Raw genomic sequence first — 22,583 nt, 5'->3', positions numbered from 1 at the left:
ACGGATACTGTCGTGACTTCTTCCCCTGCCTTCCCGCGGGTACACATCGCCACCGACCACGCAGGCATGGAACTCAGCGCCCACCTCGTCACCCACCTCACGGCAAAGGGCTACGACGTAGTGGACCACGGTCCCAAGGAGTACGACGCACAGGACGATTACCCCTCCTTCTGCATCAACGCCGCATTGGCCGTGGTGGCTGACCAGAAAGCCGGCGTCCACGCCCTGGGAATCGTGCTGGGCGGCTCCGGCAATGGTGAGCAGATCGCCGCGAACAAGGTCAAGGGCGTTCGCGCAGCGCTGGCCTGGAACCACTCCACTGCCACGCTGGCCCGTGAACACAATGACGCCAATGTGGTGGCAGTCGGCGGCCGGCAGCACACTGTCGAAGAAGCCACAGCGCTGATCGAGGCTTTCCTGGCGGAACCGTTCAGCAATGATGAACGGCACGTGCGCAGGATCGGCAAGATTGCCGCCTACGAAACCACCGGCGAGGTTATCGAGTAGTGCCCGAAGGCCACTCGGTACGCCGGCTGGCGCGCCAGTTCGGCGATGTTTTCGGCGGCGAGACGCTGGCTGTGAGCAGTCCGCAGGGGCGGTTCGCGGCCGGCGCCGCCCTGCTCGATGGCCACACGCTGACCGAATCGCAGGCCCACGGCAAGCACCTGTTCCTGCATTTTGACCACGCCCTGGTGCTCCATGTCCACCTGGGTCTCTACGGGGCATGGGATTTCGGCGGCGACGCCGCCTTCCGGGGCGCCTCCAGCATTGGCGCGCCCCGGAAAGTGGGGGAGCGGGAAACGTTCGACGACGGCGGCGGGCTTCACTACGCCGGCCCGCCTGCTCCGGTCGGCGCAGTCCGGGTCAGGCTGGTGGGCAGGCACGGCTGGGCGGACCTGCGCGGCGCCACTACCTGCGCTGCCATCACCACGGCCGAAGCCGCTGCCGTGCTCGCGAGACTGGGACCGGATCCGTTGCGCAATCTGCCGCCGGACCGGGAACGCTTTGTGACGGGCGTGCAGTCACGAAAGACGCCCATCGCGGCGCTGCTGATGGACCAAAAGGTGATTGCCGGCGTCGGAAACGTCTACCGGGCCGAAGTCCTCTTCCGCCAGCGGATCGATCCGCTGCTGCCGGGCACTTCGCTGCCCCGGAAATCCGCGGAAATGTTGTGGGATGACACCGCAGCGGTGATGGGTGACGGCGTCCGCGACGGCAGGATCATCACCACGCCGCCGTCGTACTGGTCAGCGGGTGCCGCGTTGCCTGCGGGGGACGAAGCGCACTACGTCTACAAACGCCAGGGGCTGCCGTGCAGGGTCTGCGCCGTCCCGGTGGCCCTGGCAGAGCTGGGAGGCCGGAAACTCTATTGGTGTCCCGGCTGCCAGGAGAACTAGGGGCTGCACCCGGACGCGCCGCCCGCCCACGATCAGTATGTGACGGGCTCCATCGGAGTCTGCCGGAGCACGGGCTGCCGGATGGGCGGTGCCTTCCGGGTAGACGCCAACACAAAAAGGACCCCTCAGCGAGGGGCCCTTTTGGTGTTTGTCCGTTGAACGGACTCGTTATGGAGGGGACGACGGGAATCGAACCCGCGTAATCAGTTTGGAAGACTGAGGCTTTACCATTAAGCTACGTCCCCGGGAGAACAGCAGTCCTGCATTAACATGTCCTGCACTGTCAATGCTACTGCCGGTCTTTCGGGCTGGCTGATCAAGCCGGATATAACTAAACCTAATTCATGCCCCACGTGTCAAATGTGCAATCACGGCCGGTTTGACCGTAGACTTGCCTGTGCACTTACGGGGTGTAGCTCAGCTTGGCTAGAGCGCCTGCTTTGGGAGCAGGAAGTCGCAGGTTCAAATCCTGTCACCCCGACTCTGCGGCCCGGACCGGACGGCCTGGACAGAACACACATGCGTTTGCAGAAACCCATCCCACAATCCCAGGAGTACTTAGACCGTGAAGAGCGCTGTCGAGAACCTCACCCCCACGCGGGTCAAGCTCAATGTTGAGGTCCCCTTTGAGGAATTGAAGCCCAGCATCGACGAGGCATACAAGACTGTTGCTTCGCAGATCCAGGTCCCTGGCTTCCGTAAGGGCAAGGTCCCGTCCAAGCTGATCGACCAGCGCGTTGGCCGCGGCTACGTCCTGGAGACCGCAATCAACGAGGGCCTCAACGGCTGGTACCAGGCCGCTGTGCAGGAATCGGGCATCCGCCCCCTGAGCCGCCCCGAGGTTGAGATCACCGAAGTTCCGGACCCCACGTCCACGGACGGGGAACTGAAGTTCCACGCCGAGGTTGACGTCCGCCCCGAGATCGAGCTGCCTGACTACGCCGGCATCAAGGTTGAGGTTGCCGCTGCGGAATCCTCCGATGAAGACGTCGACAAGGCCCTGGACGAACTCCGTGGCCGCTTCGGCACGCTGAAGTCCGTGGACCGCCCGGCCGCCGATGGCGACTTCCTGACCATCGACATCACCGCCACCGTTGACGGCACCGAGGTGGACTCCGCAGCGGGCCTGTCCTACCAGGTTGGCGCGGGAACCATGCTCGAGGGCCTGGACGAGGCAGTCACCGGCCTGAGCGCCGATGAAGACTCCATCTTCGACACCACGCTGGTTGGCGGCGAGCACGCCGGCGAAGCAGCCCAGGTCAAGGTTATTGTGAAGGCCGTCAAGGAGCGCGAGCTCCCCGAGGCCAACGACGACTTCGCCCAGCTGGCTTCAGAGTTCGACACCCTGGCTGAACTCCGCGAGGACCTGGCCAAGCAGGCTGCGGACTCCAAGGTTGTTGAGCAGGGCGTCGAAGCCCGCGACAAGGTCCTGGACAAGCTCGTTGAGCTCGTTGAGGTTCCGGTTCCGGACTCCGTCGTTGAAGAGCAGCTCGAAGCGCACTTCAAGGAGGGCAGCGGCCACGGTGAAGGCGAGCACGACACCGAGGAGCACCGCGCCGAGGTCAAGGCCAACACCGCCCGCGCCTTCCAGAACGAGATCATCCTTGACGCCATCGCCGAAAAGGAAGAAGTCAACGTCAGCCAGAACGAGCTGATCGACTACATCGTCTCCACTGCCAGCCAGTACGGCATGGACCCGAACCAGTTCGCCCAGATCATCGATCAGAGTGGCCAGGTTCCCATGATGGTTTCCGAGGTGCGCCGCCGTAAGGCACTGGCCGTTGTGCTGGGCCAGGCAACTGTTACCGACACCGCCGGCAACAACGTTGACCTGAGCGACTTCGTGCGTCCCGGTGGCGAAGAGGAAGCTCCCGCCGTCGAGGAAGAAGCTACGGAAGCCGCAGCTGAAGAGGCCAAAGCCGAATCCGCAGCGAACGACGACCCCGCTGCCGTGAAGTTCTAGTACGGAAATAGTTTCCGCCGCCCGCCCCTGGACCCGACCGGTCCAGGGGCTGGGTGCTTTAACAGCCGGTTTCCGGCTCGTGCGCCGTCAGCGAACAGCGCGATTCGGGCGAACAAATCGGCCGTCAAAACGGTTAGTGTCCAAGTAGTGAAGTTCAGTGATGTCACCGTCACCAGCGAGAGGTAAGTACACATGTCACAGCACGCAGAGGCCCCACGAATGGCGACAGTCGATCCTGCAGCCCAGGACAACTACATCTACAACCGCCTCCTGAAAGAGCGGATCATCTGGCTGGGTTCCGAGGTGCGCGATGACAACGCCAACGCGATCTGCTCGCAGCTGCTGCTCCTGTCCGCCGAGAACCCGGACAAGGACATCTACCTTTACATCAACTCTCCCGGTGGCTCCGTCACCGCAGGGATGGCCATCTACGACACCATGCAGTTCATCCCGAACGATGTTGTCACCGTGGCCACCGGCCTTGCCGCTTCTATGGGACAGTTCCTGCTTTCCTCAGGCACCAAGGGCAAGCGCTACGCCACGCCGAACGCCCGCGTCCTGATGCACCAGCCTTCCGGCGGCATTGGCGGTACTGCCTCGGACATCAAGATCCAGGCCGAGCTGATCCTGCACATGAAGAAGGTCATGGCTGAGCTGACTGCCGAGCAGACCGGCCAGACTGTGGACACCATCCTCAAGGACAACGACCGCGACAAGTGGTTCACCGCCAAGGAAGCCCTGGAGTATGGCTTCTTTGACAAGATCGCGGCCCACGCCGGTTCCGTTTCCGGCGGCGGCGGAACCGCCAACGGTTCGTCCGGCGAGCCAGCATCCGAGAAGTAACCCGGCACTAGAACACTTAGATCAGGAGCAACACAATGACTTACAACTTCGGATCGACTGCCGGTAATCTTCCGACCAGCCGCTACGTCCTTCCCCAGTTCGAGGAGCGCACGCCCTACGGCTTCAAGCGCCAGGACCCGTACACCAAGCTGTTCGAGGACCGCATCATCTTCCTCGGCGTGCAGGTGGACGACGCCTCTGCCGACGACGTCATGGCGCAGCTGTTGGTTCTGGAGTCCACGGACCCGGACCGCGATATCACCCTGTACATCAACTCGCCGGGCGGCTCGTTCACGGCCATGACGGCCATTTACGACACCATGCAGTACATCCGGCCCGAGATTCAGACCGTCTGCCTCGGACAGGCTGCCAGCGCCGCTGCAGTGCTGCTGGCGGCCGGAACGCCCGGCAAGCGACTGGCGCTTCCCAACGCCCGTGTCCTGATCCACCAGCCGGCACTGTCCGGCGGTCAGGGCGGCCAGGCTTCGGACCTAGAGATCCAGGCCGCTGAAGTCATGCGGATGCGGTCCTGGCTCGAGGACACCCTCGCCCACCACTCGGGCCGGACCTCTGAGCAGGTCAACAACGACATCGAGCGTGACAAGATCCTGACGGCGGAAGAGGCCATGAACTACGGCCTCATCGACCAGGTCCTGGATTCACGCAAGATCAAGCCGCAGGCAATTACCAGGTAGTACGGCTCTGCTTCAGGCCGGTGCGGTCCAGTTCATTTGGGCCGCACCGGCCTTCGCTTTCCACCCTTGGGACCGAATGTGACCTAGAGTGGATGTTGTCACAGCCGGCCCTCCCAGGCCGGAACAGATTCCAGCAACGGTGCACAGCTGCCTGGCAGCAAGATACTAAGGGGTTCACATATGGCTCGGATTGGCGAGAGCACGGATCTGCTGAAGTGTTCTTTCTGCGGAAAGAGCCAGAAGCAGGTACGCAAGCTCATTGCCGGGCCCGGTGTCTATATCTGCGACGAATGCATTGAACTCTGCAACGAGATCATTGAGGAAGAGCTCGCCGAAGTCGCGGATCTGGGAAGTTTTGAATTGCCCAAGCCCCGGGAAATCTTCGACTTCCTGCAGGAATACGTCATCGGCCAGGAGCCGGCCAAACGGTCCCTCGCCGTCGCTGTCTATAACCACTACAAGCGGATCCAGGCGGGCCATGCGCCCAAGAGCGGGAGCCTCGCCGACGGCGGCCACCACGACGACGTCGAGATCGCCAAGTCCAATATCCTCCTGATCGGTCCTACAGGCTGTGGCAAGACCTACCTCGCCCAGACCTTGGCCCGCCGCCTCAACGTCCCCTTCGCCGTTGCTGACGCCACCGCCCTGACCGAGGCCGGCTACGTGGGTGAGGATGTGGAGAACATCCTCCTCAAGCTCATCCAGGCCGCGGACTACGACGTCAAAAAGGCCGAGCAGGGCATCATCTACATTGACGAGATCGACAAGATCTCCCGCAAGAGCGAGAACCCCTCCATCACCCGGGACGTGTCCGGCGAAGGCGTCCAGCAGGCACTGCTGAAAATCCTTGAAGGAACGGTAGCCTCGGTCCCGCCCCAGGGCGGCCGCAAACACCCGCACCAGGAATTCATCCAGATCGACACCACCAACGTGCTCTTCATCGTTGCCGGCGCGTTCGCTGGCCTGGAAGAGATCATCGGCTCCCGTTCCGGCCGTAAGGGAATCGGGTTCGGCGCTCCGCTTAACGAGGCCAGCAACAAGATCGACTCCTACGGCGAAGTGATGCCAGAGGACCTCCTGAAATTCGGTCTGATCCCGGAATTCATCGGCCGGCTTCCCGTGATCACGACGGTATCCAACCTGGACCGTGACGCCCTGATCCAGATCCTCTCCACTCCCAAGAACGCGCTGGTGAAGCAATACCAGAAGATGTTCCAGATCGACGGCGTGGAGCTCGCCTTCGATGACGACGCCCTGAATGCCATCGCGGACCAGGCCCTTGAGCGGGGCACGGGCGCACGCGGCCTCCGCGCCATCATGGAGGAAGTGCTGCTTCCCGTCATGTTTGACCTGCCCAGCCGCGAAGACATCGCCAGCGTGGTGATCACGGCGGACGTGGTACTCAGCAAGGCTGAGCCCACCATGATTCCGCACGTGACCAAACGCCGTAAGTCAGCCTGACAGCACCCGCCGCCACACACCATCACGCTGAACGACGCAGAGGAATGACGCATGACTGAAACCACCCCGAACCAGGCCGACTTCTGGTTCGATCCCGTATGCCCGTTCGCGTGGATCACCTCACGATGGATCGGCGAGGTGGAGGCTGTCCGCGACATCAAGACTGCCTGGCACGTCATGAGCCTGGCAGTCCTCAACGAGGGCCGCGACCTGGACCCCGACTACCGGAAGTCCATGGACAACGCCTGGGGCCCGGTGCGCGTCATCATCGCAGCCAAGGAGCAGCACGGCGATCACGTCATTAAGCCGCTGTACGACGCCATGGGAACGCAGATCCATGAAGGCGGGCAGAAGGACTTCGCCATTGTGATCAGCAAGGCGCTGGCAGAATGCGGCCTCCCAGCCGGACTGGCCGAGACCGCCACGTCGGATGCGTTTGATTCCCAGCTGCGCGCCAGCCACGATGAGGGCATCTCATTGGTGGGCCAGGACGTCGGAACCCCGGTGGTCGCCTTTAACGGAACGGCCTTCTTTGGCCCCGTGCTGACCCGTATTCCTCGGGACGAGCAGGCTGGCCAGCTGTGGGACGCGACCGTGGCCTTGGCCTCCTATCCGCACTTCTTTGAGATTAAGCGGAGCCGTACTGAACGTCCCCGGTTCGACTGAATTCCTGCGTCCAGACACACCGAAAAGGGCCCTGGGAGAACTACTCTGATGTAGTTCTTCCGGGGCCCTTGCGTATCCCCATCTCCGGGACCAGAATGGTTTTTACCCACTTCGAAAGAAGAGGGACGCAGGAACCAAAGATTCAGTGATATGTATCTGACGCAGCCTTCGGCAAAGCCAGGTACAAGCTACCAGTGACGAGGTAGGAAGACCTGAAGATCAGCGGATCCTGCCAGACCATCAAAGACGTCACCAGATGGCCGAAAAGTCGAAGCCCCACCAACGGCAAAACGCTGATGGGGCTTCCCCTTTGCCCAAAAACAGGCCGTCGGGATCCGGGCCTGTTTGAAACAGGCCCGGATCCGGTCAGCCCTGTGCGGGTTCCTCCGGCGCAGCCAGGATGACGTCGCTGACCGTCAGTTCGCCTTCTCCGGCTACCAGCGTCAGTTCGCGGGCGTTCGACGCCGCCTTCAGGTCCGCCAGGCCGGCCTTGAGCTGGGTGGTCAGCGACTCGGAGGCAGTGATGGTGGCAGAGAGGACCTCGGTCCGCTGCTTCACCTTGGCCTCAGACTTTGCCTTGCGGACACCACTGAGGGCAATGCCCACGGTGGCGAGCAGGGTGGTGTCGCCGTCGACCTCTATGGCCGTGGGCCATTCGGCACGGTGCACTGACCCGTTGCGCCACCAGCCCCAGACCTCTTCGGTGGCGAAGGGGAGGAACGGGGCAAAAAGACGCAGCAGGGTGTCCAGGCTCGTGGCGAGGGCGGCAAGGACCGAAGCCTGCTCCTCTTCGCCGGCCGCGCCGTACGAGCGGTCCTTGATGAGTTCGACGTAGTCGTCCGTGAACTGCCAGAAGAAGCTCTCGGTGATCTGCAGTGCCCTGGCGTAGTCGTAATTCTCGAACGCCTTGGTGGACTGCCGCACGACGTCGGCCAGCTGTGCCAGGACAGCACGGTCCAGCGGATTCGTGAGCACGGAGAGGTCCCCGGACACCACCGAATTCTCCGTGGCGCCCAGGTTCAGGACGAACTTGGAGGCATTCAGGAGCTTGATCGCCAGGCGGCGGCCGATCTTCATCTGGGCAATCTCGTACGCTGTGTCAGCGCCGAGTTTGGCCGATGTGGCCCAGTAGCGGACGGCGTCGGAGCCGAACTCGTCGAGCACGTCGGTGGGAACCACCACGTTGCCCTTGGACTTGGACATCTTCTTCCGGTCCGGATCCAGGATCCAGCCCGAGATGGCGGCATGCTTCCACGGCGCGGTGTTCTGCAGCGAGTCCGCCTGGACCACCGAGGAGAAGAGCCACGTGCGGATGATGTCATGGCCCTGGGGGCGCAGGTCAAACGGGAAGACCTTGGCGAAAAGGTCCTCGTCCCGGCTCCAGCCGCCGACGATCTGGGGCGTCAGAGAGGACGTGGCCCAAGTGTCCAGGATGTCGGCGTCACCGGTAAAGCCGCCTGGGAGATCGCGCTGGGCCTCGTCGTAGCCCGGTGCTGCATCTGCCGCGGGGTCAACCGGCAGTTGCTCATCCGAGGGCACGATCGGGGTGTCGTACTGCGGGTTGCCGTCGGCGTCGAGCGGGTACCAGACGGGGATGGGAACGCCGAAGAAACGCTGGCGGGAAACCAGCCAGTCGCCGTTCAGGCCCGAGATCCAGTTCTCGAAGCGCGACCGCATAAAGGCAGGGTGGAAGTCGATCTCGTGGCCGCGGGCGATGAGGCGTTCGCGGCGGTCCTCTTCGCGGCCCCCGTTGCGGTAGTACCACTGGCGGGACGTGACCACTTCGAGCGGCTTGTCGCCCTTTTCGTAGAAGTTCACGGGGTGCATGATCTTCTTCGGCTCACCGTCGATCAGGTCCTCGGCGGCCAGGAGTTCCACCACGGTTTCCTTGGCACTGAAGACAGTCTTGCCCGCGATGGCTTCGAACGCCGTACGGCCGGCGTCGGTGCTGATCCAGTCCGGGGTGTCGCCGATGATGCGTCCGTCACGGCCCACGATGGCCCGGGTGGGCAGCTGGAGCTCGCGCCACCAGGTGACGTCGGTGAGGTCACCGAAGGTGCAGACCATGGCAATGCCGGACCCCTTGTCCGCTTTGGCCAGCGGGTGGGCCTTGACTTCAACCTCAACGCCGAAGACCGGGGACGTGACCTTCTTGCCGAACAGCGGCTGGTACCGTTCGTCGTCGGGGTTTGCCACCAGGGCCGCACAGGCCGCCAACAGTTCGGGACGGGTGGTCTCGATGTAGATCTTCTCGCCGTCCTCCGTGAAGAACGGGTACCGGTAGTAGTGCCCGGCCACTTCGCGGTCTTCCAGTTCGGCCTGCGCAACGGCCGTGCGGAACGTCACGTCCCACAGCGTGGGGGCCTCTGCCATGTAGGCGTCGCCGGCTGCGAGGTTGGCGAGGAAGGCACGCTGGGAGACTTCGCGCGAGGCGTCGTCGATGGTCCGATACGTGAGCTTCCAGTCGACGGACAGTCCGAGTTGCTGGAACAGGCTCTCGAAAACCTTCTCGTCCTCAACGGCAAGCTCTTCACAGAGCTCGATGAAGTTCCGGCGCGAGACGACGTCGAAATCGCGCTGGTTCTTGGCCGGCTGGGCCGGCGGCCGGTACGCGGCGTCGTAGGGGATGGCCGGGTCGCAGCGCACGCCGTAGTAGTTCTGCACGCGGCGCTCGGTGGGCAGGCCGTTGTCATCCCAGCCCATCGGGTAGAAGACGTTCTTGCCGATCATGCGCTGGTAGCGGGCCAGGACGTCGGTCTGCGTGAAGGAGAACATGTGCCCCACGTGCAGCGAACCTGACGCGGTGGGCGGGGGAGTGTCGATCGAGTAGACCTGCTCCCGGGTGGTGTCCGGGTTGAACTTGTAGGTCCCTTCGGCAAGCCAGCGCTGCGTGAGGGCGGCTTCAAGCCCCTCAAGGGCGGGCTTGTCCGGAACGTTGATAGGGGCGGTGGAGGGCGTGTCTGTACCCTGATGTGCTTCAGCCATCTGCCAATTGTTTCATGGCCCGGACTTAATCCTGCGACATCGGTTGGGGCATGGTCCCTGCCGGGGCCGTTAGGGTGGTGCCATGACTGAGGATTCACGCACCACGGCAAGGCAGAATAGTGCAGCAGTAGTTACGGGGGCGAGTACCGGTATCGGCGAGGCCACCGTCCGCGCGCTGCGCGCTGAGGGGTGGACGGTTTTCGCTGTAGCCCGTCGCGCCGAACGGCTGGCCGCGCTCGAAGCCGAGACGGGCGCCGTCGGGGTTCCCGCCGACATCACCGAGGACGACGACGTCGCCCGGCTCCTTGCCCACGTCACCGAAGCAGGGGGCGTGGGAACGCTCATCAACATCGCCGGCGGAGCGCGCGGAGCCGACTTCGTGGGCGCTGCCAACACCGAGGACTGGGACTGGATGTACCGGGTCAACGTGCTCGGCACCATGAAGGTCACCCGAGCCTTCCTGCCCATGCTCCGCGCCAATGGTGAAGGCACCGTCCTGAACCTCACGTCCACGGCCGGGCTGGCGGCCTACGAAGGCGGCGCAGGCTACAACGCGGCCAAGTTCGCCCAACACGCCATGACCGGCGCGCTCCGGCTGGAAGAGGCCGAGCACAATGTCCGCGTTATTGAAGTGGCCCCCGGACTGGTCTATACGGAGGAGTTCGCGCTGAACCGGCTCGGCGATCCGGAGGCGGCCAAAAAGGTATACGAGGGCGTGGAGAAGCCGCTGACCGCGGCTGATGTGGCTGACGTAGTGCGGTATGCCGTCAGCGCGCCGCACCACGTCAACCTGGACCAGATTGTCATCCGCCCTGTGGCGCAGGCCGCCAATTACAAGCTCATCCGCAAAGGCTGATCAGGTGGCCGGTACGGCGAGCGTGGCCAGGACGGCCGCGTGGTCCGTACCCGGCACCTTGTGGACCTGGTAGCCCGAACTGCCCACCTGCCGGCTGGTCACCAGATGGTCGAGGGTGATCCCGGGCAGCCAGACCCCTTCCATAGGCCACGTGGGCACCAGGCGGGAACCCGAGGCTGTCCCCACATCGACAAGTCCTGGGCCTGCACCCAGAAGCTGCCGGAACTCGGAATGGTCATATGTGGCATTGAAGTCACCGACCAGCAGCCTGTTGCCAGGACGCCCGGCCAGCCTGCCCACGGACGCGAGGTCGCTGCGCCACTGGTCCACCCGGACATCCACCGGCGGCAGCGCGTGGACATTCGTTACCTCCAGAACCGCGACTGATCCTCGTGCCTCCGCTGTTAGCCGGACCGTCGGCATCCGGAACGGCGTGTCCGGGATGAGGCCCACCTGTTCGAGGGGATGGCTGGAATAGACGGCACCGCCCGCGGCGTCATCGGTGGGGTCGCTGATCCGGTGCGGCAGGAGGGTGTCCAGGCCTGCGGCCGCCAGCCGGTCCTGCAGGGCCTGCGAATGCTCCTGGACGGTCAGGAGACCTATCCCGTTATCCCTTACCAGCTCCATGATCCGGGTGGCGTCCGCCTGGCCATACTCCGCATTGATGGTCATGGCCTTCAGCTCCACCGTGGCTGCGGCGCCGGGTGCTGCGGACGGCCGGGCCGCATCAAACGGAAAGAGCCAGAACACCTGGCACAGCAGCAACGCCGCAGTGCACACCTGCAGCCACCTGCTCCGGCCGAGCAGCGCCAGGACCAGTGCCACCATGGCTGGCACGGCCAGCCACGGTGTAAAGGAAACCAGCTGGACTGCCAGGACCGGCCATGCCCCTGGAACCGCCCGGACCACCGACATAGCCATCACTGGCAGGGAGGCCAGGAGCGACAGCCAGCGGCAGGCCGGGGCAAGGATTTTCCTGGCCGGAACGGGCGCAGGCGGCATAGTTTGGGCAGGAACTGCAGCTGCCTTCGGTTGTTGTCCAGGTGCAGCGGTGGAGCCGCGGGCGGAAGCAGTCATGGTCCTGAGTCTAGGCAATAACACTTCCCGCACCGGGAATGGCGGTGGGCCGCCGGGCGATAGTAGACTTGAAGACGGTTATGACCCGGCTATCACCGGTGAGCTTCCGGAAGAACGCACATATCGCCAGGCACCTGGCGGCCAGTGTCAGTAGAACCGGACGGGTAAGCCCGTCACAGCAGTAATGAGCGGCCGGCGCAACAGCACGTTCCAAGGAGCGTGACGGAGTGCCGGTAAGTGAGGTGGTACCGCGGTAAGCGTGCAGTCCCCGGACTGCGCAGGAGCCGTCCTCGCATCCTGAACGGAGCCCGACAGCAACGGCTGGACGGTTCACCAGCTCAACCCAGGATGTCGAGAATGACGTATTACCCCAAAGCCTCAGCCTCCCCTTCGGCCGCACCGGGCGCAGGTGTTTCCGCTTCCGTGAAGTTTCCGGAAATCGAAGAACGCATCCTGAAGTACTGGGACGAGGACGGCACGTTCCAGGCAAGCATCGACCAGCGAAGCGCTGACGCCCCCGGCGGCGAACCCGGCAGCAACGAGTTCGTCTTCTATGATGGCCCGCCGTTCGCCAACGGCCTGCCGCACTACGGACACCTCCTGACCGGCTACGCGAAGGACCTGGTGGGGCGATATCAAACCCAGCGCGGCCGCCGCGTGGAACGCCGCTTCGGCTGGGACACCCATGGTTTGCCTGCTGAGCTGGAAGCGATGAAGCAGCTCGGCATGACTGACAAGACCCAGATCGAGGCCATGGGCATCGACAAGTTCAACGACGCCTGCCGGGCGTCGGTCATGAAGTACGCCGATGAATGGCAGAGCTACGTCACGCGGCAGGCCCGCTGGGTGGACTTTGACAACGACTACAAGACCCTCAACGTCGAGTACATGGAGTCGGTCCTGTGGGCCTTCAAGCAACTGCACGAAAAGGGCCTGACGTATAACGGGTACCGTGTGCTGCCGTACTGCTGGAAAGACGAAACCCCGCTGTCCAACCATGAACTGCGCATGGACGACGACGTCTACAAGAACCGCCAGGACCAGACTGTCACCGTGACGTTCCCCATCACGGCAGGGGAGTCCGCCCTTTCCCGGCAGCTGGCCGGCGTGCAGGCGCTTGCCTGGACCACCACCCCGTGGACCCTGCCCACCAACCTGGCGCTCGCCGTCGGGCCTTCCATCACCTACGCCGTACTGCCCGCCGGACCCAACGGCATCAAGGCCGCCTCGCCGGAGGCGCCCGTCACGGGAAGCTTCCTCCTGGCCGCGGACCTGCTGGCCACCTACGCCAAGGACCTTGGCTACGAGGATGTTGAGGCCGCCGAGGCCGCGGTCACGTCCACCCACACCGGGGCAGAGCTGGAGGGCCTGCAGTACCAGCCGCTGTGGAACGACTTCAGCGACACCGAAAAATTCGGCACCCAGAACGCCTGGCGCATCCTGGTGGCCGACTATGTCACCACCACGGACGGCACGGGCATCGTCCACCAGGCACCGGCCTATGGCGAGGATGACCAGAAGGTCTGTGAAGAGGCCGGCATCCCCGTGGTGCTGTCCGTGGACGAGGGCGCCAAATTCCTGCCACTGTTCAAGCACGGCGACCTGCATGACATCGCGGGCCTCCAGGTCTTCGAGGCCAATAAGCCCATCACGCAGGTGCTCCGCGCCCAGGGCCGCCTGGTCCGGCAGGCCAGCTATGAACACAGCTACCCTCACTGCTGGCGCTGCCGGAACCCTCTGATCTACCGTGCAGTGTCGTCCTGGTACGTCGAGGTCACCAAATTCAAGGACCGGATGTCCGAACTGAACCAGGAGATCAACTGGATCCCCGGCAACGTCAAGGACGGCCAGTTCGGCAAATGGCTGGAAAACGCCCGCGACTGGTCCATCAGCCGCAACCGGTACTGGGGCAGCCCCATCCCCGTGTGGCAGTCCAGCGACCCCGAATTCCCGCGGACGGACGTTTACGGTTCCCTGGCCGAGATCGAAGCCGACTTTGGCCGCCTGCCGGTGAATGCGGATGGCCAGGTTGACCTGCACCGCCCATTCATCGACGAACTCACCCGCCCGAACCCCGACGACCCCCGGACCCCCGAAGAGGGACAGTCCGTGATGCGCCGCGTCGAAGACGTCCTGGACGTCTGGTTCGACTCCGGCTCCATGCCATACGGCCAGGTGCACTACCCCTTCCAGAACGAAGCCTGGTTCGACACCCACAACCCCGCAGATTTCATCGTGGAGTACATCGGCCAGACGCGCGGCTGGTTCTACATGCTGCACATCCTCTCAACGGCGTTGTTTGACCGTCCGGCCTTCCGGAACGTCATCAGCCACGGCATCGTGCTGGGCTCGGACGGTCAGAAGATGTCCAAGAGCCTGCGCAACTACCCGGACGTCTCAGAGGTCCTGGACCGCGACGGCTCCGACGCCATGCGCTGGTTCCTGATGTCCAGCCCCATCCTTCGCGGCGGCAACCTGGTGGTCACCGAGCAGGGCATCCGCGACGGCGTCCGCCAGGTCATCCTGCCGCTGTGGAATGTGTACAGCTTCTTCACGCTGTACACAAACGCCGCTGCAGGGGGCAAGGGCTACGAAGCGAAGCTGCGGTACGACGGCTACGCGGACACCCTGGACCAATACCTGCTGGCCAACACCGGCGACCTGGTCCGCAACATGACCACCCAGCTGGACAGCTACGACATCTCCGGCGCCTGCGATGAACTCCGCAGCTACCTTGACATGCTCACCAACTGGTATGTCCGCCGAAGCCGCCAGCGCTTCTTCGACGAGAGCGTTGACGCCTTCGATGCGCTGTACACCGCGCTGGAAACCGTCTCCCGGGTGGCGGCGTCGCTGCTGCCGCTGGTCTCCGAGGAGATCTGGCGCGGCCTGACGGGCGGCCGTTCCGTACACCTGGCCGACTGGCCGGATGCTGACCTGTTCCCATCCAACGCAACGCTGGTCGAAGCGATGGACCGTGTCCAGCAGATCTGCTCCACCGGCTCCTCGCTGCGCAAGGCCGCAAACCTTCGCGTCCGGCTGCCACTGCAGGAACTGACAGTGGTGGCACCCGGCGCGGATGCGCTGGAAGGCTTCGCCGCCGTCGTCGCGGACGAACTGAACATCCGCTCGGTCCGCCTGCTCGATGCCGATAGCGCCTCCCCGGAGGAGTTCGGGATCGAGCAGAAGCTCGTCGTCAACGCCCGGGCCGCGGGCCCGCGCCTGGGCAAAAACGTCCAGCAGGCCATCAAGGGCTCGAAGTCCGGCGACTGGTCCGTTTCCGACGCCGGCGTGGTTACTGCCGGCGGCCTGGAACTGGAACCGCAGGAATACGCCCTGGAAACCGTGGTGGCAGAAGCGGCGGCGGGCGCCGGCTCGCGCGCGGCGGCCGTTCTGCCAGGTGGCGGATTTGTGGTTCTCAACACCGAGGTTACCCCCGAGCTCGAGGCCGAGGGCACGGCCCGCGACATGGTCCGTGCCATCCAGCAGGCGCGCAAGGATGCCGGGCTGAACGTCAGTGACCGCATCCGGACAAACGTCACCGCCACGATGGATGTTGTGGACGCGGTGAAAGCCCACGAAAACCTTGTAGTCACCGAAACCCTGACCCTGGAGCTTGGCTTGTTCTCCAACGGAGACGGCACCGAGCTGCAGATCACCGTCGAAAAGATCGAGGCCTAGGACATGACCGACGAATTTTCCGTGGAAAGCGTCTACGCCGAGCTCCTGGGGCGTGCCCCCGAAAACAAGATGGAACCACGGCTGGCGCCGCTGTTCCGCGCCATGGACGTGTTGGGGGAGCCCAACAAGGCGTACCCGATCATCCACGTGACCGGCACCAACGGCAAGACCTCCACGGCACGGATGATCGAGGCAGGACTGCGCGCCCATGGACTGAGCACGGGCCGCTACACAAGCCCGCACCTATCCAAGGTCACTGAGCGGATCAGTATCGATGGCGCCCCGGTGTCGGATGAGACGTTTGTCCGCATCTGGGATGAGATCCGCCCCTACCTGCAGATCGTCGACGACGAACTCACCACTGCGGGGGAGCCCCGGCTCACCTACTTCGAGTGCCTCACCATCCTCGGCTTCGCGGTCTTCGCCGACCAGCCGGTGAACGTTGCCGTCATTGAAGTAGGCCTCGGCGGCGTCACGGACGCCACCAACGTAGGCGACGGACAGGTCTCCGTGGTCACACCCATCTCCCTGGACCACACGGACCTGCTGGGCGACACGACGGAGGACATCGCCTACGAGAAAGCCGGCATCATCAAACCGGGCGGGTACCTGGTCAGCGCGGCGCAGCCGGTTGACGCCGCCCAGGTGCTGCTGGAAAAGGCCCGGGAAGTGTCCGTTCCGTTCCGCTTTGAAGGCGTGGAATTCGGGGTCGAATCCCGGACCGTGGCCGTCGGCGGCCAAATCGTCAGCATCCAGGGGATCGCCGGACGTTATCCGGAACTGATGGTCCCCTTGCACGGGGCCCACCAGGCCCAGAACGCTGCCGTTGCGGTGGCCGCGCTGGAGGCATTCTTCGGCGGCGAAAAGGAACTCGACGCCGACGTGCTCCAGGAAGCCTTCGCATCCGTCACCTCGCCGGGACGGCTGGAGGTTGTCCGGACCGCACCCACCATCATCGTTGACGCAGCGCACAACCCCGACGGCATCCGAGTCTCCTCCGAAGCCATCCAGGAGGCCTTCAGCTTCAGCAAGCTCGTTCCGGTGGTCGGGGTGCTGAAGGAAAAGGACGCGGAAGAAATCCTGCGCCAGCTCAAGGACTCCCTGGCAGGCCTCGCTGAGGAATACTGCTTCACGCAGTCCAACTCGCCCCGTGCAGTACCAGCTGCCGAACTCGCCGAACTGGCTGTGGAGCTGGGCTTCGGGGAGGACAACATCCACATCGAGGAGAAACTGGATAACGCCCTGGAATGGGCAGTTGAACGCGCGGAGTCCAACGATGACCTCGCTGGCGGAGTTCTCGTAACCGGTTCCATCACACTGGTGGCCGAAGCCCGGATCCTCCTGGGAAAGACGGAGGTGTAGCTCGTGGCCAAACTGACCAGGGCCCAGCGGGAATGGCGCCCGGGGATGCCCAAGAAGCGCCGTTCCACCAAGGTGATGTTCGCCTCCACTGTTCTGCTGCTGGAGGCCTTTGTGGCGTTCTTTGCCACGCTCGCGGTCTTCGGCCTCAAGCGCGGGGAACTGCCCCCGGCGCTGATCCTCGGAGTCGGCATTGGCCTGAGCGTCATCATGATCCTTGCCTGCGCTGTGCTGTCCAAACCTTGGGGCGTGGCGCTCGGCTGGATCCTGCAAATCGTACTCATCCTGACCGGCCTCGTGGAGCCCCTGATGTTCCTGGTGGGCGGGCTGTTCGGCCTTGCCTGGTGGTACGGGATCAGGACCGGCATCCGGATCGACTCCGAGGCCGCCCAGCGCGAACGCGAGCAGGCAGAGTGGAACGCCGCGCACCCGGAAGCCTCGTAGAATTGACCCGAAACCCCACCAACGCATTGGAGCAACCGTGAGCATTGAGCGCACCCTCGTTTTGATCAAGCCCGACGGCGTGGCACGCAACCTCAGCGGCGCCATCCTGAGCCGCATCGAGGCCAAGGGTTACACCCTTGCCGAGCTGAAGAAGGTTGATGCCAGCAGGGAACTCCTGGAACAGCACTACGAAGAGCACGTTGGCAAGCCCTTCTACGAACCCCTCGTGGAATTCATGCTTAGCGGCCCGGTTGTGGCAGCGATCTTCGAAGGTCACCGCGTCATCGAAGGCTTCCGGTCCCTGGCCGGCACCACGGACCCCACCACGGCCGCCCCGGGCACCATCCGCGGCGATTTCGGCCGGGACTGGGGCCTGAAGGTCCAGCAGAACCTGGTGCACGGCTCGGATTCCGTGGACTCAGCTGAGCGCGAAATCAAGATCTGGTTCCAGGACTAACGTCCTGTACCCACACGCCTCATCGAGGTGACACTTAAGGCCAATGTCCGGCGCGGACATTGGCCTTAAGTGTCACTTCGGTGGGTCTGCGGCAGGCGTCAGAAGCCTGACGTGCCCGCGAACACCTGGATGAAGGCGAAGAAGATGGTTGCGATAACAGCTACGTAGAGCAGCGCCGTGATGATCCAGCCCGAGTCGCCCAGCACCCGCGCCACCCCTGAGGGAAGGGGGAGGACTCCGTGGGTGACGTTCCTGACCGTCACCCAGACGAACAGCGGGATCATGGCAGCCCAGACAATCATGCAGAAGGGGCACAGGATGTGGATCTCGTACAGGGCCTGGGACCAGAGCCACACTACGAAAGCGAAGCCCAGGGTCACTCCGGCCTGAAGGCCTGCCCAGTACCACCGGGCAAACGTAGCGCCGGACAGCAGCGCCATGCCGGTGGTGATGATCACCGCGAACGCCACAATGCCGATGAACATGTTGGGGAATCCGAAGACGGAACTCTGCCAGGTCTGCATCACCTGCCCGCAGGAAATCCATGGGTTAACGTCGCAGACGGTGGTGTGGTTCGGGTCCTTGAGTACTTCGAGCTTCTCGAGGACGAGCGTTCCCGAGGCGAGCCAGCCGATGATTCCGGTGGCCACCATCAGCCAGCCAAGTGGCCGGTTGCGCGTCATCGGAGGAACTGTCCCCTGAGTCTCCGGGGCCGTCGCCGGGCGCGCGGAGGCCGGGCTGCCGGTTTCGGCGCCGCTGACGGGCGAAATGCTTGGCATGGTTCAGGCGTCCTTTTCATCGGGTGCTCTTTGCCCCGATTGTAACGCCGGAGCCTGAATCCGGCGCCCAGCTTAGCTTTCTGCCCGTCAGCGCCCTCGGCTCCGGGCTGTCCGCCCAGCAGGCAGGCAGGCTCGCAATGATCGGCCGATCTTGCTTCCCCCGTCTTTTAGTCGGCGTGTGAGAGAATGAACTTGGCTGGAGGCCGACCCACATTCGGACTCCGGTCCGGTGGCTTTGTTCCCAAGACCGCCAATGATGAGCTGGCAGGCTTCGGATTCTCTGATCCGTCTTCCCGCCATTCCATTGGTCGGCACCTGGTTGTGGCATGTAGAACAACGGGTTTCAGAATGCTGCTGCCGGCTCCCACGGGCTGCCGCACCCCACTGCCGGTGCGAACCTGGGAGTATCCACTTGACTTCTGTCAATGCCTGCGGGTTTTGACAAATATGTGCCCCAATGGGTGCCGGATGTGGCGGTACGTCAGGGGCAGGAGTGTTGCCACATATGGAAAATGAACAAGTATTTGCCGTTAACAACGATGAAGCGGTAGCCGAGGCTCCGGACGCGCCGAAGAAGGCCACGAGGACCCGGCGGAAGGCCGCGCCAAAGCCGGAAGCCACCCCGGAAGTGACCGCAGCGGATGCCTCCGCGACGCCTGGCGCTGAAGAACCTGCGCTTGAGGCGGCTCCGCCGGTCCGCCGCACCCGTGCGCGCAAAAAGGTCGAGGCCGCCGAGCCACTGCCTGCGTTCGCAGCCGAGGCAGCGGCCCCCGAAACGGTCGCTGAGGCAGGCTCCGGCCACGCCGACGAAGCCGCGTCCGCCGTTGCCGCCCCCGAAGCAGAGCCGGAGGCAAAGCCGGTCCGTCGCCGCCGCGTCGCAACCCGCAAGACGTCGGCTCCTGACGTCGCAGCCGTCCCCGGGACCGAGGCGGCGCCTGCGGCTGCTGCAGCAGCTGTTGAAACTCCCGTAGTGGAAACCCCGGCGTCGAAGGCTCCCGAGCCTGAGGCCGCAGTGGAGGAAACCCAGGTGCCGGAAGCGGCAACGGTGGAAACGCCGGCACCCGCAGCTTCCGAAACCACCGCGCCTGACGCTGAAGCCGCAGAACCCGCACAGCCAGCACCGGCCAGCCCGTTCGGCTCCCTTTTCCTGGAGCCCGGGTCGGCAACCTCCGTCCTGTTCCAGGCACCGGACCTGAGCACCGTGGTCCGTCCCGCCCCGGCACCCGCCGCGGCGGCGGAGGAAGCGGAAGAGGACGACGCCGAACTCACCGAAGATGACGACGCCAACGGCCGTCGCAGGCGGCGCAGCCGTGGTCGCCGCGGGCGCAGCCGCGCAGGCGACCGCGACCTCGAGGGCGACAGCGAGGGCAGCGACAATGAAACAGAGGAAGCTGACGAGGAATCAGCGGGCCAGCCAGACGAGGGCGTAACCTCCCGCCGTCGTCGTCGGCGCCGCCGCGGTGACCAGGACCTGGAACTGACCGGTGGCGGGGATGACGATCCGCCCAACACAGTGACCCGCGTCCGCGCTCCCCGCGCCGTGACCGAAGCGCCCGTCAACAACCGCGTGACGTCCGTCAAGGGCTCCACCAGGCTGGAAGCCAAGAAGCAGCGCCGCCGTGAATCCCGCGATACTGGCCGCCGCCGCACCGTCATCACCGAAGCAGAGTTCCTGGCCCGCCGCGAATCCGTGGACCGCCAGATGATCGTCCGGCAACGCGACGACAGAATCCAGATCGCAGTCCTCGAAGACGGCGTCCTGGCCGAGCACTTTGTCTCCAAGACGCAGCAGGACTCCCTGATCGGGAACGTCTACCTCGGCAAGGTGCAGAACGTCCTGCCATCAATGGAAGCGGCGTTCGTTGATATCGGCCGCGGCCGCAACGCCGTCCTGTACGCCGGTGAGGTGAACTGGGAAGCCGTCAACCTCGAAGGCAAGCAGCGCCGGATCGAGAACGCCCTGAAGTCCGGCGACACCGTCCTGGTCCAGGTCACCAAGGACCCCGTGGGTCACAAGGGCGCGCGCCTGACCAGCCAGATCTCCCTCCCCGGCCGCTACCTGGTCTACGTACCCGGCGGCTCCATGACGGGAATCTCACGTAAGCTGCCCGACGTCGAACGCAACCGGCTCAAGCGCATCCTCAAGGACCGCCTGCCGGAGCATGCCGGCGTCATCGTCCGCACGGCCGCAGAAGGCGCCTCGGAAGAGGAGCTCACGCACGACATCAACCGTCTGCGCGCCCAGTGGGAGGGCATTGAAAGCCAGTCCACGTCCACGAAGATCCTTGCCCCGGAACTTCTCTACGGCGAACCGGACCTCACCATCAAGGTGGTTCGGGACGTCTTCAACGAGGACTTCTCCAAGCTGATCGTCTCCGGTGAGGAGGCCTGGGACACCATCGAGGCCTACGTCACGTACGTGGCCCCCGATCTGGTGGGCCGCCTGGAAAAGTGGACCAAGGACCAGGACATCTTCGCGGCCTGGCGGATCGACGAGCAGATCCATAAGGCACTCGAACGCAAGGTCTTCCTGCCCTCTGGCGGTTCGCTGGTCATCGACCGAACCGAAGCCATGACCGTGGTGGACGTCAACACCGGCAAGTTCACCGGCAGCGGCGGCAACCTCGAGGAAACGGTCACCAAGAACAACCTCGAAGCTGCCGAAGAAGTTGTACGCCAGTTGCGGCTCCGCGACATCGGCGGCATTATCGTCATCGACTTCATCGACATGGTCCTGGAATCCAACCGCGACCTCGTCCTGCGCCGCATGGTGGAATGCCTGGGCCGCGACCGCACCAAGCACCAGGTGGCAGAAGTAACGTCGCTGGGGCTCGTTCAGATGACGCGCAAGCGCATGGGCACCGGGCTGCTGGAAGTCTTCGGCGAGCAGTGCGAAACCTGTGCCGGCCGCGGCGTGGTCACCCACGACGATCCCGTGGAGCACCGTCGCGCCAACACGGTGGCTGCCGAGCACCACGTGCAGCGTACGGACACTCACCGCACGGACACCCCGCGGCCCGACCAGCGCCCGGAAAGCCAGCGGGCCGACAGCCAGCCCGGCGCACGTGGCGACCGCAAGCGGCGCCGTGGACGCGGAGGCGTTCCCTTGGAGGCGGCACCGTCCGCACCGGTCCAGATCCACACGGTCCACCCGGATCCCAGCGACGCCGAGCGGCACGCCAAGGCTGAGGCCACCAGGCTGGCCCTGGCCAACATCGCCGCGGCGGCGCACGCAGCGCACCTGCACGACGACGAGGTAGCCCACGCTGCTGGAGCCGCGGCGGCCGGAAGCCCTGCAGCGGCAGCACGGACGACGACGGAGCAGGCCCACGGCGCCCCGGCAGTAACAGGCCAGGCACCAACAGGCCAGGCACCGGCAACAGCCCGTCAGCATGACGCCGACGCGTCCGGACGTCCTGCTGCCGTGCTCACTTTCGGCGGGGAACAGGTGGCGCTGCCGTTCGTGGAGCACGCGGCAGACCAGCCGCAGCAGCCGGCCCTGACGCTCGACAGGCTCGCGGAAGCCTTCGCGCACCTCGGCGAGCCCCCCGTTGCCGCTCCGGAGCCTGCGCAGGCTGCCCCGCAGCCAAGCACCGACGTGCCGCGTGCTGCGGTAGAGGAGAAGGATTACTCAGACCACACCGCTGAGCAGTCCCGTACCCGCAGGCCCCGCCGCAACCGCAGCGCCAGCCGGGCCCAGGGCGCGGCAAACGCAACCTCGGTAGAACACCACGAGGCAACGCACGCAGCAGCCGGCGGCCACTCCCACGCGGCCAAGGCGCCTGAGCCGGCCACAACCGCCGCAGGCGACAAGAAACAGGCAGAGGCGCCAATCATCCTCGGGGTAGGAGTACCTGCTTCCGAGCTCTGATCCTCCGCAAAGGACATCAGCCAGGATGCCCGGACACGACCCTTCGCAG

Annotated in this window: 16 protein-coding genes and 2 tRNA genes; 14 read left to right on the top strand and 4 right to left on the bottom strand. The window is 64.5% G+C overall.

The annotated features are described in order from the left end of the window. The first annotated feature begins 12 nt into the window (after nt 1-12). Nucleotides 13-507: a ribose-5-phosphate isomerase gene (locus V9L17_RS17855; RefSeq protein ID WP_337348216.1), complete on the top strand. Its 495-nt coding sequence runs from the start codon at nt 13-15 to the stop codon at nt 505-507. Next, nucleotides 507-1,397, top strand: coding sequence for an Fpg/Nei family DNA glycosylase (locus V9L17_RS17850; RefSeq protein ID WP_337348215.1), 891 nt, complete (start codon nt 507-509; stop codon nt 1,395-1,397). The genes V9L17_RS17855 and V9L17_RS17850 overlap by 1 nt, the downstream gene beginning before the upstream one ends. Nucleotides 1,398-1,568: 171 nt before the next feature. Here the strand turns inward: V9L17_RS17850 and V9L17_RS17845 are convergent. Next, nucleotides 1,569-1,642 (bottom strand) — tRNA-Gly (locus V9L17_RS17845). Nucleotides 1,643-1,803: 161 nt separating this feature from the next. Between V9L17_RS17845 and V9L17_RS17840 the strand changes: the two genes are divergently transcribed. The 6 genes from V9L17_RS17840 to V9L17_RS17815 all read left to right on the top strand — a co-directional run bounded on the left by V9L17_RS17840 (nt 1,804) and on the right by V9L17_RS17815 (nt 7,025). Next, nucleotides 1,804-1,878 (top strand) — tRNA-Pro (locus tag V9L17_RS17840). Between the two features lie 84 nt (nt 1,879-1,962). Then, nucleotides 1,963-3,360 (top strand): trigger factor, encoded by a 1,398-nt coding sequence (gene tig, locus V9L17_RS17835; protein WP_337352333.1) that lies wholly within the window; start codon nt 1,963-1,965, stop codon nt 3,358-3,360. 219 nt (nt 3,361-3,579) lie between these two features. Next, a complete protein-coding gene (locus V9L17_RS17830) occupies nt 3,580-4,203 on the top strand; it encodes an ATP-dependent Clp protease proteolytic subunit (RefSeq protein WP_337348229.1) in 624 nt (207 codons plus the stop codon). Between the two features lie 35 nt (nt 4,204-4,238). Continuing rightward, nucleotides 4,239-4,898 carry an ATP-dependent Clp protease proteolytic subunit gene (locus V9L17_RS17825; protein ID WP_267275380.1) on the top strand — a complete coding sequence of 220 codons (660 nt, stop codon included), beginning with the start codon at nt 4,239-4,241 and terminating at the stop codon, nt 4,896-4,898. A gap of 180 nt (nt 4,899-5,078) precedes the next feature. After that, the gene (clpX, locus tag V9L17_RS17820) at nt 5,079-6,359 is read left to right on the top strand and encodes an ATP-dependent Clp protease ATP-binding subunit ClpX (protein WP_337348213.1); all 1,281 of its coding nucleotides are present in this window, start codon (nt 5,079-5,081) and stop codon (nt 6,357-6,359) included. 51 nt (nt 6,360-6,410) lie between these two features. Next, nucleotides 6,411-7,025 carry a mycothiol-dependent nitroreductase Rv2466c family protein gene (locus tag V9L17_RS17815; RefSeq protein ID WP_337348212.1) on the top strand — a complete coding sequence of 205 codons (615 nt, stop codon included), beginning with the start codon at nt 6,411-6,413 and terminating at the stop codon, nt 7,023-7,025. Nucleotides 7,026-7,391: 366 nt separating this feature from the next. Here the strand turns inward: V9L17_RS17815 and valS are convergent, their stop codons facing one another. Beyond that, complete coding sequence (gene valS / locus V9L17_RS17810) at nt 7,392-10,010, bottom strand: valine--tRNA ligase (protein WP_337352332.1); 2,619 nt, start codon at nt 10,008-10,010, stop codon at nt 7,392-7,394. Between the two features lie 82 nt (nt 10,011-10,092). Here valS and V9L17_RS17805 point away from each other — a divergent pair, with 82 nt between their 5' ends. Then, nucleotides 10,093-10,866, top strand: coding sequence for an SDR family oxidoreductase (locus tag V9L17_RS17805; RefSeq protein WP_337352331.1), 774 nt, complete (start codon nt 10,093-10,095; stop codon nt 10,864-10,866). On the opposite strand, the gene V9L17_RS17800 is transcribed toward V9L17_RS17805, so the two are convergent. After that, nucleotides 10,867-11,943: an endonuclease/exonuclease/phosphatase family protein gene (locus tag V9L17_RS17800; protein ID WP_337352330.1), complete on the bottom strand. Its 1,077-nt coding sequence runs from the start codon at nt 11,941-11,943 to the stop codon at nt 10,867-10,869. It abuts the gene before it with no gap. A gap of 357 nt (nt 11,944-12,300) precedes the next feature. Between V9L17_RS17800 and ileS the strand changes: the two genes are divergently transcribed. Genes ileS through ndk form a run of 4 tightly spaced genes read left to right on the top strand, consistent with a single transcriptional unit; the run spans nt 12,301 to nt 17,884 of the window. Beyond that, nucleotides 12,301-15,624, top strand: coding sequence for an isoleucine--tRNA ligase (gene ileS, locus V9L17_RS17795; protein WP_337352329.1), 3,324 nt, complete (start codon nt 12,301-12,303; stop codon nt 15,622-15,624). 3 nt (nt 15,625-15,627) lie between these two features. After that, nucleotides 15,628-16,986, top strand: a complete 1,359-nt coding sequence (locus tag V9L17_RS17790) for a bifunctional folylpolyglutamate synthase/dihydrofolate synthase (protein WP_337352328.1) — start codon at nt 15,628-15,630, stop codon at nt 16,984-16,986. 3 nt (nt 16,987-16,989) lie between these two features. Beyond that, entirely contained in the window at nt 16,990-17,427 is a 438-nt protein-coding gene (locus V9L17_RS17785) for a DUF4233 domain-containing protein (RefSeq protein ID WP_337348206.1), read from the top strand. 37 nt (nt 17,428-17,464) lie between these two features. Beyond that, the gene (gene ndk, locus V9L17_RS17780; protein WP_267275371.1) at nt 17,465-17,884 is read left to right on the top strand and encodes a nucleoside-diphosphate kinase; all 420 of its coding nucleotides are present in this window, start codon (nt 17,465-17,467) and stop codon (nt 17,882-17,884) included. Between the two features lie 98 nt (nt 17,885-17,982). On the opposite strand, the gene V9L17_RS17775 is transcribed toward ndk, so the two are convergent. Beyond that, nucleotides 17,983-18,663, bottom strand: coding sequence for a vitamin K epoxide reductase family protein (locus tag V9L17_RS17775; RefSeq protein ID WP_337352327.1), 681 nt, complete (start codon nt 18,661-18,663; stop codon nt 17,983-17,985). Nucleotides 18,664-19,168: 505 nt separating this feature from the next. Between V9L17_RS17775 and V9L17_RS17770 the strand changes: the two genes are divergently transcribed. Further along, nucleotides 19,169-22,534 (top strand): Rne/Rng family ribonuclease, encoded by a 3,366-nt coding sequence (locus V9L17_RS17770; RefSeq protein ID WP_337352326.1) that lies wholly within the window; start codon nt 19,169-19,171, stop codon nt 22,532-22,534. The last annotated feature ends 49 nt before the right edge of the window (nt 22,535-22,583 follow it).

The organism is Pseudarthrobacter sp. CCNWLW207 (assembly GCF_037203945.1).
In the GTDB taxonomy this organism is placed as follows: domain Bacteria; phylum Actinomycetota; class Actinomycetes; order Actinomycetales; family Micrococcaceae; genus Arthrobacter.
This window is presented reverse-complemented; position numbering and strand designations above follow the sequence as displayed.

Coding starts and splice junctions, on each gene's coding strand:
- V9L17_RS17830 (WP_337348229.1), top strand. CDS start 3,580: ATGGCGACAGTCGATCCTGCAGCCCAGGACAACTACATCTACAACCGC.
- V9L17_RS17825 (WP_267275380.1), top strand. CDS start 4,239: ATGACTTACAACTTCGGATCGACTGCCGGTAATCTTCCGACCAGCCGC.
- clpX (WP_337348213.1), top strand. CDS start 5,079: ATGGCTCGGATTGGCGAGAGCACGGATCTGCTGAAGTGTTCTTTCTGC.
- V9L17_RS17815 (WP_337348212.1), top strand. CDS start 6,411: ATGACTGAAACCACCCCGAACCAGGCCGACTTCTGGTTCGATCCCGTA.
- valS (WP_337352332.1), bottom strand. CDS start 10,010: ATGGCTGAAGCACATCAGGGTACAGACACGCCCTCCACCGCCCCTATC.
- V9L17_RS17805 (WP_337352331.1), top strand. CDS start 10,093: ATGACTGAGGATTCACGCACCACGGCAAGGCAGAATAGTGCAGCAGTA.
- V9L17_RS17800 (WP_337352330.1), bottom strand. CDS start 11,943: ATGACTGCTTCCGCCCGCGGCTCCACCGCTGCACCTGGACAACAACCG.
- ileS (WP_337352329.1), top strand. CDS start 12,301: ATGACGTATTACCCCAAAGCCTCAGCCTCCCCTTCGGCCGCACCGGGC.
- V9L17_RS17790 (WP_337352328.1), top strand. CDS start 15,628: ATGACCGACGAATTTTCCGTGGAAAGCGTCTACGCCGAGCTCCTGGGG.
- V9L17_RS17775 (WP_337352327.1), bottom strand. CDS start 18,663: ATGCCAAGCATTTCGCCCGTCAGCGGCGCCGAAACCGGCAGCCCGGCC.
- V9L17_RS17770 (WP_337352326.1), top strand. CDS start 19,169: ATGGAAAATGAACAAGTATTTGCCGTTAACAACGATGAAGCGGTAGCC.